Annotated in this window: 11 protein-coding genes; 10 read left to right on the forward strand and 1 reads right to left on the reverse strand. The window is 61.7% G+C overall.

The window, feature by feature from the left end:
* Window positions 1-145: 145 nt before the first annotated feature.
* Entirely contained in the window at window positions 146-973 is an 828-nt protein-coding gene (locus tag AC0L3D_RS28585) for a MurR/RpiR family transcriptional regulator (RefSeq protein ID WP_473627455.1), read from the reverse strand.
* Between the two features lie 135 nt (window positions 974-1,108).
* On the opposite strand from AC0L3D_RS28585, the gene AC0L3D_RS28590 reads away from it, so the two are divergent.
* The 10 genes from AC0L3D_RS28590 (at window position 1,109) to AC0L3D_RS28635 (ending at window position 12,365) form a co-directional block, all read left to right on the forward strand.
* Complete coding sequence (locus AC0L3D_RS28590) at window positions 1,109-1,939, forward strand: N-formylglutamate amidohydrolase (protein WP_473646539.1); 831 nt, start codon at window positions 1,109-1,111, stop codon at window positions 1,937-1,939.
* 18 nt (window positions 1,940-1,957) lie between these two features.
* Window positions 1,958-2,470, forward strand: coding sequence for a TRAP transporter small permease subunit (locus AC0L3D_RS28595; RefSeq protein WP_292410106.1), 513 nt, complete (start codon window positions 1,958-1,960; stop codon window positions 2,468-2,470).
* Complete coding sequence (locus tag AC0L3D_RS28600; RefSeq protein WP_473627458.1) at window positions 2,467-3,792, forward strand: TRAP transporter large permease; 1,326 nt, start codon at window positions 2,467-2,469, stop codon at window positions 3,790-3,792. The genes AC0L3D_RS28595 and AC0L3D_RS28600 overlap by 4 nt, the downstream gene beginning before the upstream one ends.
* A 112-nt stretch (window positions 3,793-3,904) precedes the next feature.
* Window positions 3,905-4,972 (forward strand): TRAP transporter substrate-binding protein, encoded by a 1,068-nt coding sequence (locus tag AC0L3D_RS28605; RefSeq protein WP_473627459.1) that lies wholly within the window; start codon window positions 3,905-3,907, stop codon window positions 4,970-4,972.
* Between the two features lie 67 nt (window positions 4,973-5,039).
* Complete coding sequence (locus AC0L3D_RS28610) at window positions 5,040-6,410, forward strand: glutamine synthetase family protein (protein ID WP_473627461.1); 1,371 nt, start codon at window positions 5,040-5,042, stop codon at window positions 6,408-6,410.
* Between the two features lie 87 nt (window positions 6,411-6,497).
* Window positions 6,498-7,886 carry an aldehyde dehydrogenase family protein gene (locus AC0L3D_RS28615; protein WP_473627462.1) on the forward strand — a complete coding sequence of 463 codons (1,389 nt, stop codon included), beginning with the start codon at window positions 6,498-6,500 and terminating at the stop codon, window positions 7,884-7,886.
* An 18-nt stretch (window positions 7,887-7,904) separates the two neighbouring features.
* Window positions 7,905-9,077, forward strand: coding sequence for an iron-containing alcohol dehydrogenase (locus tag AC0L3D_RS28620; protein WP_473627463.1), 1,173 nt, complete (start codon window positions 7,905-7,907; stop codon window positions 9,075-9,077).
* 243 nt (window positions 9,078-9,320) lie between these two features.
* Window positions 9,321-10,427 (forward strand): ABC transporter substrate-binding protein, encoded by a 1,107-nt coding sequence (locus AC0L3D_RS28625; RefSeq protein WP_023798107.1) that lies wholly within the window; start codon window positions 9,321-9,323, stop codon window positions 10,425-10,427.
* A 160-nt stretch (window positions 10,428-10,587) separates the two neighbouring features.
* Window positions 10,588-11,577: an ABC transporter permease gene (locus AC0L3D_RS28630; RefSeq protein ID WP_027153284.1), complete on the forward strand. Its 990-nt coding sequence runs from the start codon at window positions 10,588-10,590 to the stop codon at window positions 11,575-11,577.
* Entirely contained in the window at window positions 11,574-12,365 is a 792-nt protein-coding gene (locus AC0L3D_RS28635; RefSeq protein ID WP_473627465.1) for an ABC transporter permease, read from the forward strand. The genes AC0L3D_RS28630 and AC0L3D_RS28635 overlap by 4 nt, the downstream gene beginning before the upstream one ends.
* The last annotated feature ends 21 nt before the right edge of the window (window positions 12,366-12,386 follow it).

Raw genomic sequence — 12,386 nt, forward strand, 5'->3', positions numbered from 1 at the left:
AGGTCACAGGTTCAAATCCTGTCCCCGCAACCAAATCCACAAAACGGCCCGCATCACGCGGGCCGTTTTGCGTTTGCGGCCTGCTGGCCGCCTTCTCCGGCATGGAAGCGATCATGCGGTCGAGTTCAGGCCGCGTCCCTATTCCCTACCGCAGGCTTTCCAGCTCGCGGATGCGTTTGGCGCCGTCGGCCTCGAGCTGCCGGGTGACGGCGCCGATCAGCGTTTCGGCCACGACGAAAAGGGCCGCCGAGGAGTCCCAGGCCGAGGGCACCGCAGTGCGCCCGGCTATGACATGGCGGGCGAAGCGGGCGATCGGCGACAGCCACTGGTCGGTGAACAGCACGATCTGCACGCCGCGCTGGTGCGCCGTCTCGGCGAAGCGGACCAGGCTGTCCTGGTAGCGCCTGATGTCGAAGATCACCAGCACGTCGCGCTTACCCATGTCGATCAGCCGGTCGCGCCAGACGCTTTCCTGTCCGGCGAGGTGAAAGACATTGGGCTGGATGATGGCGAGGTGAGCGGCCATGTAGCGCGCCAGCGGATCGGTGAAGCGGCCGCCGATCAGGAAGGTTTTGCCGCGTCGGTCGGCAAGCTTTGCGACGATGTCGGCAAGCTGCTTTTCAGACAAGTGCCTGAACGTCTCGCGCATGTTGTCGAGCGTCGCCTCCAGCATCGGCGACACCGTGCCGCCGTTCGGCGATGGCGGATTGAGCGTGCGCGACGCCGGCGACTGCAGTTGCGCCGCCAGTTCGTCCTGCAGCGCCGACTGGAACTCCGGGTAGTTCTGGAAACCGAGCCGGGCGACGAAACGCAGGATGGTCGGCGAGGAGACACCGGCGGCAGCTGAGAATTCGGCGACCGTCTTCAGACCGATCAGCGGATAGCTGGCGATCAGCGTCTGCGCTGCGCGGCGCTCGCCCGCCGGCATCGTGCCGATGCGGTCCGAGATCAGTTCGGCAATGCTCGAAATCATCTTTTCCCCACCCTTGGCCGCTTTGCCGAAATCGCGTTTGACAAAGCCTGACAAACTGTATGAAATCATCCACAGGGACGCAATGAGGCAAAATACGTAACATACGATACAGCGCTCCCCGGGGACGACAGGATAATGGAGACAGCACGGCCCGCCAGCCTTGCATCGCCTGAAACCGTAGGGGTGACGAACCCCGGCGGATCGAGCCCTTTCGTGTTGACCTGCGACCACGCCTCCAACTTCCTGCCGCCGGAATTCGGAACGCTCGGCCTTGCTGCCGAAGAGCTTTCCCGCCACATCGCCTGGGATCCCGGCGCGCTGCCGGTGGCCCGCCGCATGGCCGAGGCGCTTGACGCGACGCTGGTCGAGACTCGCATTTCGCGGCTTGTCATCGACTGCAATCGCCCGCTCGACGCACCCGATCTGGTGCCGCCGGTCAGCGAGAGCACGGCCATTCCGGGCAATGCCGGCCTGTCGCAGAAGCAGCGCACCGCGCGCATCGCTCTGTCCTGGCAACCCTTTCATGATGCGGTCGCTGACATCATCGACACAAGGCTGGCGCGCGGGCTCGAGACGCGGCTGGTTTCAATCCATTCCTTCAACCCGGTCTACAACGGCAAGAGCCGGCCCTGGCACATCGGCGTCATCCATGACGAGGATCGTCGGCTGGCAGCGCCGCTTGTCGCCGCGTTGCAGCGGCTCGCCGGCGTCACAGTCGGCGTCAACGAACCCTATTCGCCGGCCGACCGCGTCTATTTCACGCTGGAACGGCACGCGCGCCCGCGGGGGTTACCCTGCGCGATGATCGAAATCCGCAACGACGAAATATCCGACGGAGCCGGGCAGCGAAAATGGGGGGATCTGCTCGCGGGCATCTTCGTTGGCATTCACACGCCGGAACCATCAATGGGTCCCGATTCCCTGCCGCGGCGCGGCAGGCCGATCCCGGCCCATCCGATCCGATAATTCGACAGGAAGAGACCATTGCCCCAAGCCGCACAGCTTTTTGTCCGCTACGTTGACGCGATAAACTATCGCGTCGGACGCGTCGCCATGTACCTGCTGTTCGTCATGGGCGCGATCCTGCTCTACTCGACGCTGTCGCGGATCATTTTCGGCGTGCCGATCAACTGGGTGCTGGAAATGTCGCAGTTCCTGCTCTCCGCCTACTATCTGGTAGGTGGCGCCTATGCCCTGCAACTCGATCAACATGTGCGGATGGACCTCTTCTATAGCCGCCTCAATGCAAGGAAGCGTGCGATCACCGACGCCATCACCATCCTTTTTGTTATCTTCTTCCTGGTCGTGCTTCTCGGCGGTGGCCTGTCGAGCACAAACTACGCCATCCAATACAATCAGAAGAACTACTCGGCCTGGTCTCCCGTGCTCTGGCCGATCAAGGTGGTGATGACGACGGGCGTCTTCCTGATGTTGCTGCAGTGCATCTCGACCTTCATCAAAGACGTAGCCATTGCCCGCGGGAAGCCGATCGCATGAGTTCCGAGGCGATCACCCTTTTCATGTTCGGAACCATGATGGTGCTGCTCTTCACCGGACAGCGCGTCTTTGGCGTCATAGGCTTCGTCGGTTCGGCGGCGGCCCTGTGGCTGTGGGGGCAGGGATCCTTCGAGATGCCCTTCAACGCCTCCTTCCAGGTATTGAACTGGTACCCGCTGATCACCGTGCCCTTCTTCATCTTCATGGGCTACATGCTGTCGGAATCCGGCCTGGCGGGAGACCTCTACCGGATGTTCCACGTCTGGTTCGGGCCGGTGCGCGGTGGGCTGGCGCTGGGCACGATCGGCCTGATGGTGCTGGTTGCCGCGCTCAACGGCCTGTCGGTGGCCGGCATGGCGATCGGCGCGACGATCGCTCTGCCGCAGTTGCTGCGCCACGGCTACGACAAGTCGATGGTCACCGGTGTCATCCAGGCAGGTTCCTCGCTCGGTATCCTGATACCGCCGAGCGTCGTCCTGGTGCTCTACGCCATGATCGCCCGGCAGCCGGTGCTGGACCTTTGGCTGGCCGGGGTTGGCCCTGGCCTGCTGATGGCGCTGATCTTCGGCGTCTATGTCTATCTACGCTGTCTCATCCAGCCGGAAGCCGGCCCGGCGCTGCCGGCCGATGAGCGCGCGCTGATCACTCGCGCCGAAAAGTTCGCCCTGCTCAGGGAAGGTCTGCTGCCGATTGCCATTTTCGGCGTCATGATGGGCATGTTCATGACCGGAGTGACGAGCCTCGTGGAAAGCTCGGTCGTGGGGGCGGTGCTGGCAACGCTCGGCGCCTGGTGGGCGGGAAACCTGAACCGGAAATCCTTCGAGACGGCTACGCGTAACACGCTTGGCATCAGTTGCATGTTCCTCTGGATCATCCTCGGCGCGCTATGCTTCAGCTCGGTCTATGACGGGCTGGGCGCGGTAAAGGCGGTCAAGGCGCTGCTGATCGACACATGGGAGTTCAGCCCGTGGACCATCCTGGTGCTGATGCTCCTCTCCTTCATCGTCATGGGAATGTTTCTCGACGACACCGCGATGCTGGTCATCGTCGCGCCGCTCTACATCCCGCTGGTTATCAGCCTCGGCTTCAATCCGATCTGGTTCGGCATCCTCTACACGATCACCTGCCAGATCGCGTACATCACACCGCCCTTCGGCTATAATCTGTTCCTGATGCGCGCAATGGCGCCGCCCGAGATCACGTTGGCCGACATCTATCGCTCCATCGTGCCATTCTTCTTCCTGATGGTGCTGTCGCTGATCATCATCATGATTTTCCCGCAGATCGCGCTGTGGCTGCCAAGCCTCTATTCGGGACGATAGGCAACTGGAAATGGGTGATGCGTCGAGGAAAGAACCAAAAGAGGAAGAATGAGCTTCCCAGGAAATAGTGGACCTGCACGCATGCAGGAGTGTCGAAGAGGAGAACGGAACGATGACTGAGCAAACAAGAAAAATAAACAAACGCGATTTCCTGCGAAAAGCGGGATTGACGACCGCGGGCGCGGTCGGTGCGTCCACGCTGGCCATGCCCTACGTCAAGGCACAGAGCCCGATAACATGGCGCCTGCAGACCTATGCCGGTCCGGCCTTGGCCGAGCACGTCATCAAGAACTCGATCGACTGGTTCAACAAAGCCGCCAATGGCGAGATGGTGATCGAGCTCTACACCGCAGATCAACTCGTCCCGCATGGCGAGCTGTTTCGTGCTGTCCAGTCGGGCACGATCGATGCGGCCCAGAGCGACGACGATTCGGCCGCCGCTCCGGTCGACGTCAAGGTGTTCGGCGCTTATTTCCCGCTCGCCGCGCGTTATTCCCTCGATGTGCCGGCGCTGTGGCACTGGCACGGTCTGAAGGAGATCTGGGAAGAGGCCTATGCCGAGATTCCCGACGTGACATGGCTCTCCACCGGCGCCTGGGACCCCTGCAACTTCGGCACGACGAAGCCGATCAAGTCCCTCGCCGACCTGCAGGGCTTGCGCGTCTACACCTTCCCTACCGGCGGCCAGTTCCTGTCGCGCTTCGGAGTGGTGCCGGTGTCGCTTCCCTACGAGGACGTGCAACCCGCCATGCAGACCGGAGAACTCGACGGTGTGTGCTGGTGCGGCATCACAGAGATGCATACCGTGGGCTGGGCCGACGCGCTGAAATACTACCTAACGAACCCGCTGTCGGGCGCTTGGGCCGGCTCCTACTTCGTCAATACCGGGAAGTGGAAGGCTGTGCCCGAGCATCTGCAGCAGCTCTTCCGCCTGGCAATCGATGCCTCACACTACTATCGCCAGCATTGGTACTGGGCTGGCGAAGCCAACTACCGCAACACCGGCAAGCTTGAGCTCACCACCATTCCGGATGCGGAATGGTCGAAGGTCGAGGAAGAGGCAGTAAAGTTCTGGGACGAGATCGCCGCGCAGAGCGAGCGCAGCGCAAAGGTCGTCGACATCATCAAGAAGTACAACGAATCGATGAGGAAGGCCGGGGCGCCCTATCGCTACGGCTGATTGAGACTGCGAACAAGGCCGCCCGCTTCGGCGGGCGGCTTTGCGAACCTGGACGCTGGAGTTTTAAATGGCCGGAAATTTTTCGTTCGATCAGTTGAAGAAAGCGGTCTCCAGCGGCGAGGTCGACACCGTGCTGGCGTGCATTGTCGACATGCAGGGGCGGCTGGCGGGAAAGCGGTTCCTGGCACAGTATTTCGTCGATTCCGCCCATGACGAGACGCATGGCTGCAACTATCTCCTGGCCGCCGACATCGATATGGAACCGGTGCCCGGCTACAAGGCGGCGAGCTGGTCGAAAGGCTATGGCGACTTCGTCATGAAGCCGGATCTGTCGACGCTGCGGCGCATTCCATGGCTGGAAAAGACGGCGGTGGTGATCTGCGACGTGCTCGACCACCACACCCATGACGACCTGCCGCATTCGCCGCGCGCCATCCTGAAGAAGCAGGTCAAGCGGCTGACCGAGCGCGGCTATCTCGGCTATTTCGCCTCCGAGCTCGAATTCTATCTGTTCAGCGAAACCTACGATTCCGCCCGCAAGAAGCACTGGCAGGGCCTCGACACAGCCTCGCCCTATATCGGCGACTACCAGATCGGCATCACCACCAAGGAAGAAGGCGTCATGCGCCGGCTGCGCAACGAGATGCAGGCAGCCGGCATTCCGATCGAGAACTCCAAGGGCGAGTGGGGTCCGGGCCAGGAAGAAATCAATGTCCGCTATGCCGAGGCGCTCGAGATGGCCGACCGCCACGTCATCCTGAAGAACGGCGCCAAGGAAATCGCTGAGTCCGAAGGCAAGGCGATTTCGTTCATGGCCAAGTACAATTACGGGCTGGCCGGCAATTCCAGCCATATCCACAATTCGCTGTGGAGCGCCGACGGCGAGACGCCGCTTTTTTACGACAGAAAGGCCGAATGGACACTGTCGACGCTCGGCCAGCAATGGGCGGCGGGCCAGCTCAAATATGCCAGAGAATTCACCTGGTTCCTGGCGCCCTACGTCAACTCCTACAAGCGCTTCCAGGCCGGCACCTTCGCGCCGACCAAGATCATGTGGAGCGAGGACAACCGCACCGCCGGTTTCCGCCTGTGCGGCGAGGGCACCAAGGGCATCCGCATGGAATGCCGCATCGGCGGCGCCGATCTCAACCCCTATCTCGCCTTCGCCGCGCTGATCGCGGCCGGCCTGGCCGGCATCGACGAAAAGCTTGAACTGCAAAAACCCTTCGTCGGCGATGCCTATCAAGCCTCGCAGCTGCCGGAAATTCCGAAGACCCTGCGTGACGCCACCGAGACGCTGGCAAAATCGGAGATGCTGAAGCAGGCGCTCGGCGACGGCGTGCTCGAGCATTATGTCCATACGGCGCACTGGGAGCAGTTCGAATACGACCGCCGCATTACCGATTGGGAACTGCACAGGGGGTTTGAGCGGTACTAAACTACGCCAGCGTCGCCGTTCAGCTTTGCTGCCGGACGGGCGGGCGGCTCAAAACCGAGATTGTCGTAAATTGCGAGGACCCAAGGAATGACCGAAACGGTCAAGATAAAATCTCCCGTCGATGGTTCGATCTATGCCGAGCGGCCTGTGGCCACGGACCAGGCGATCAATGCGGCGGTCGAGCGTGCCAAGGCGGCGCAGGAGAAATGGGCTGAGACGCCGATCGTCGAGCGCGGCAAGTACATGCTCGGCATGCTGGAAGCGCTGGTCGCCATGACCGACGAGATCGTGCCGGAGATCGCCTGGCAGATGGGCCGCCCGGTGCGCTATGGCGGCGAGTTCGGCGGCGTCAGGGAACGCACCAGCTATATGGTCGAGATCGCCGAAGCGGCACTCAAGCCGGTGATGGCCTCCAATCCGAAGGACGGGTTTCGCCGCTATGTGAAGAAGGTGCCGCTCGGCGTGGTCATGGTGATCGCGCCGTGGAACTACCCCTATCTCACCGCCGTCAACACCATCGTGCCGGCGCTGATGGCCGGCAGCGCCGTCATCCTCAAGCATGCGGCGCAGACGCTGCTGGTCGGCGACCGCTTTCAACAGGCGTTCGACAAGGCAGGCCTGCCCAAGGGTCTGTTCCAGAACCTCGTCTTGAACCATGCGCAGACCGAAAGACTGCTCGGCTCGGGCAAGATCGACCATGTCAATTTCACCGGCTCGGTCGCCGGCGGCCGCGCCATCGAAAAGGCCGCAGCGGGCACCTTCATGACGCTCGGCCTTGAACTCGGCGGCAAGGATCCGGCCTATGTCCTGGCCGATGCCAAGATGGACCACGCCGTCGCCAACCTGGTCGACGGCGCCTTCTACAATTCCGGCCAGTGTTGCTGTGGCATCGAGCGCGTCTATATCCACGAGAAGGTCTATGACGAGTTCGTCGAAGGCTTCATCGCCGAAACCAGGAACTACGTCGTCGGTAACCCGCTCGACCAGGCGACGACGATGGGACCGATGGCACAGGCGCGCTTTGCCGACCTGATCCGCGAGCAGAAGGCCGAGGCGCTGCGCAAGGGTGCCAGGGCGCACATCAACATGAAGCTGGCCAATGACGAGCAAGGCTCGCCCTATCTGGCGCCTGAAGTGCTGACCGGGGTCGATCACCAGATGAGTGTCATGCGCGAGGAGAGCTTTGGGCCAATCGTCGGCATCATGAAGGTGCGCAACGACGAGGAGGCGATCGCGCTGATGAACGACAGCCCCTACGGGCTGACGGCCTCGATCTGGACGCGCGACACCGACCATGCGGCGGCGATCGGTGATCGCGTCGAGACCGGCTCCGTTTTCATGAACCGCTGCGACTATCTCGACCCGGCGCTGGTCTGGACCGGCGTCAAGGACACTGGCAAGGGCGCCGCACTCTCGGCCATCGGCTACGACAATCTGACGAGGCCGAAATCATATCATCTGCGTGAAGCCATCTGATTTTTTCGAAAGACAGAAATGACAAAATTGATTTCCAAATGGAACTATCCGACAACCGTGCGCTTCGGCGCGGGGCGCATCAAGGAATTGCCTGATGTGCTTGATGCCACCGGCATCAAGCGGCCGCTGTTCGTCACCGATCCAGGGCTGGCCAAGCTGCCGGTCGTCGCTTCTACGTTGAAGATCCTCGACGACGCCAAGGTGCCCTATGGCGTGTTTTCCGAGGTCAAGCCGAACCCGGTGGACTCCAACCTGACCGCCGGCATTGCCGTGTTCAAGAAAGGCAAGCATGACGGCGTCATCGCCTTCGGCGGCGGCTCGGCGCTCGACCTCGGCAAGCTGATCGCCTTCCAGGCCGGCCAGACGCGGCCGGTCTGGGATTTCGAGGATATCGGCGACTGGTGGACGCGCGCCAACTCCGACGCGATCGCACCGATCGTCGCGGTGCCGACCACGGCCGGCACCGGCTCGGAGGTCGGCCGCGCCGGCGTCATCACCAATGAAGCGAGCCACACCAAGAAGGTCATCTTCCATCCGAAACTTTTGCCGGCGATCGTCATCGCCGATCCGGAACTGTCGGTCGGCATGCCCGGCTTTATCACCGCCGGCACGGGCATGGATGCACTTGCTCACTGCCTCGAAGCATATTGCGCGCCGGGGTATCATCCGATGGCCGATGGCATCGCCGTCGAAGGCGTGCGGCTCGTCTTGGAAAACCTGCCGAAAGCCTATGCCAACGGCAAGGATCTCGTCGCCCGCGCCCACATGATGAGCGCGGCAGCGATGGGTGCTGCCGCCTTCCAGAAAGGGCTGGGCGCCATCCACTCGCTGTCGCATCCGATCGGCGCGCTCTACGACACTCATCACGGCATGACCAACGCCGTGTTCATGCCTTACGTGCTGGCCTTCAACCGCGATGCAATCGAGGCGCGCATCACCCGGCTCGCGGCTTATTGCGGCATCAAGGGCGGCTTCGACGGTTTCGCCAAGGCCGTCATCAAGCTGCGCAAAGAATTGAAGGTGCCGCACGCGCTGCCGAGCCTGATCAACGGGCTCGACATGGACAAGAAGCGCAGGGGCCTGATCGCCGACATGGCGGTGGTCGATCCGACCGCCGGCGGCAACCCGGTCAAGCTAACCAGGAAGGCGGCGCTGACGCTGCTCGACAACGCCATTGCCGGCACTGTCTGAGACAGTATTCGCGCCGGAGATCGATTTGGGAAACAAAGGCAAAGAAAGGGGGAAAGATGAAAGGCAAGACCGAAACTTATTAGCCGGAAAAATAGTCGTGAAGCGATTGCTACAGCCGGTTAAAAAGAGTTTACTTTTTCATACTGCAGGGCATCGCTTTCACAAACCATTCATCGGGCCGTCACACGAAAACGATACCGCATCGCAGGCGTCCAAACGGCGTCAGTTCAACGGAGAGAACACATGTTCAAATTCACGGGAAAAGTGCTTTCCCTTACGGCCGTCGCCCTGATGGCGACCTCTGCCATCTCGTCGGCGCAATCCATGGATGAACTGGTCGCCGCCGCCAAGGCGGAAGGCCAGCTCACCACCATAGCGCTGCCGCATGACTGGTGCGGCTATGGCGCGGTGATCGCCGGATTCAAGGCGAAATATCCGGAAATCACTGTAAACGAGCTCAACCCCGATGCCGGCTCCGGCGACGAGATCGAGGCGATCAAGGCCAACAAGGACAATAAGGGCCCGCAGGCGCCCGACGTCATCGACGTCGGCCTGTCCTTCGGCCCGACCGCCAAGGCCGACGGCCTGATTCAACCCTACAAGGTGTCGACCTGGGACACGATCCCCGACAGCGCCAAGGATCCCGAAGGCTACTGGACCGGCGACTATTACGGCGTGCTGGCGATGATGGTGAACAAGGATCTGGTCAAGGAAGTGCCGACTGATTGGGCCGATCTTCTTAAGCCGGAATACGCCAACGCCGTCGCGCTCGCCGGTGATCCACGCGCCTCGAATCAGGCAATCCAGGCGGTCTACGCCGCTGGTCTTTCAAGCGGCGCCGCGGCCGGTGAAGCCGCAGGTACTGCCGGCCTCGAGTTCTTCAAGAAGCTCAATGCCGCCGGCAATTTCGTTCCGGTCATCGGCAAGCCGGCGACGCTTGCACAGGGTCAGACACCGATCCTGATCAACTGGGACTACAACGCGCTTGCCGGCCGCGACACGCTGAAAGGCAATCCGCCGGTCGACGTCGTCGTGCCGAAGACCGGTGTCGTCGCGGGCGTCTACGTGCAGGCGATCAGCGCCTACGCGCCGCATCCGAACGCTGCCAAGCTCTGGCTGGAATATCTCTATTCCGACGAAGGCCAGATTGGCTGGCTGAAGGGCTATTGCCACCCGATCCGCTTCAACGATCTCGCCAAGAACGGCAAAATCCCGGAGGACGTGATGGCCAAGCTGCCGCCGGCCGCATCCTATGAGGCCGCGGTGTTCCCGTCGCTCGATGAGCAGGGCAAGGCCAAGGAAGTCATCACCAAGAACTGGGACGCCGTCGTCGGCGCCAACGTTCAGTAAGGTTGAAAACCGCCGGGCGGCTTCACCGCCGCCCGGTATTCCCGCTAGAGCGACGCGCGTCGGACGCACAAAGTACGCTCTAGAACTCAAATTTCCGCATCGTGCTTTCCGAAAATCGAGTTCGATTTTCGGGCCGATGCGATTAGACGGTAGCCGGCGCATGACCGATCTCTCGCTTTCCGATCACGCGATTGCCGGGAAGACGGCGCCGCCCAGCGAGGCGCGCGCGTTTCGGCTGCCGACGCAATGGCTGGGCGTGGCGCCGTTCTTCATCTTCGCCATCATGTTCCTGGTCCTGCCCACACTCTATCTGGTGCTTGGCGCCTTCCAGAACGCTGCCGGCACGTTCACCTTCGACAACATTGTCGGTATCTTCGACCCACCCAATCTGTCGAACTACATACAGTGCCAATATGATTCCTGGATCTCCTGGGTCGACGGAAACTGCAGGCTGCCCACTATCCTTGCCGCCTACTGGATCTCGATCAAGATCAGCCTCGCTTCGTCGCTCATCGGGGCATTTGCCGGTTTGGCCATTGCCATTGCCATCGTGCGCGGCGGCCTGCCGAACTGGATACGTTCGGCGACGCTGACCTTTTCCGGCGTGGCTTCGAATTTCGCCGGCGTGCCGCTAGCCTTTGCGTTCCTCGCTACGCTCGGCCGGCTCGGCCTCGCGACGGTGATCCTGAACACCGTGTTCGGCCTCAACATTTACGCCCACGGCTTCAACATCCTGTCGTTCTGGGGCCTGACGCTGACCTATGTCTATTTCCAGATCCCGCTGATGGTGGTCATCATCACGCCGGCGATCGACGGACTGAAGAAGGAATGGGGCGAGGCGGCCGCGACGCTTGGCGCCACCACGGCGCAATACTGGCGCATGGTCGTCATCCCAGTGATATGGCCGAGTTTTCTCGGCACCGTCATCCTGCTGTTTGCCAACGCCTTCGGCGCTATCGCCACCGCCTATGCGCTGACCGGCTCGTCGCTCAACATCATTCCCATCGTGCTTTACGCACAGATCCGCGGCGACGTGCTGCACAACCCGCATCTCGGCTATGCCATTGCCTTCGGCATGATCGTCATCACCGGCCTCGCCAACGTCTTCTACATCTGGTTCCGGACGCGCAGCGAAAGGTGGCTCAAATGAAGAGCGGACGTTTCTGGGCCTGGGTCGTCTTCGCGCTGGGCGCGGCCTATTTCTTCATTCCGCTGATCGCGACCGTGGAATTCTCGATGCGCATGCGGCGCGGGGTCTATTCCTTCGACGCCTACGAGGTCGTGCTAGGCGACCCCCGCTTCCAGGCGACCTTCGGCTATTCGGTGCTTGCCGCCATCTTCACCATCATCCTCGGCGTGCTCATTGTTGTGCCCACCGCCTACTGGATCCGGCTACGGCTGCCGCAACTGAGACCGGTCGTCGAGTTCATCACTCTGCTGCCGCTGGTTATCCCCGCCATCGTCATCGTCTTCGGCTACATCAGAATGTACGGATCGAACTCGCCGCTGCCGTTCCTGGCGAGCGACACGGGCAGCAACGCCTTGCTGGTCATCGGCTATGCGACGCTGGCGCTGCCCTATATGTACCGCGCCGTCGACACCGGGCTTCGCACTATCGACGTGCGCACGCTGACGGAAGCGGCGCAGATCCTCGGCGCCGGCTGGGGCACGATCATCGCCCGTGTCATTCTGCCCAATGTGCTGATCGCGGTATTGTCGGGCGCCTTCCTTACCTTCGCTATCGTCCTCGGCGAATTCACCATGGCCAGCCTGCTCAATCGGCCGGCCTTCGGTCCCTACCTGCAGAACATCGGCGCCAATCGCGCCTATGAGCCGGCGGCACTTGCCATCATCGCCTTCGCCATTACCTGGGGCTGCATGTCGCTGATCCAGATCCTGTCGCGTTTTGCGCCGCGATCGGCGAACCGGCCAAACTGATCGAAAAAGTACTGACCGAAA

The organism is Mesorhizobium sp. WSM4837 (genome assembly GCF_055811435.1).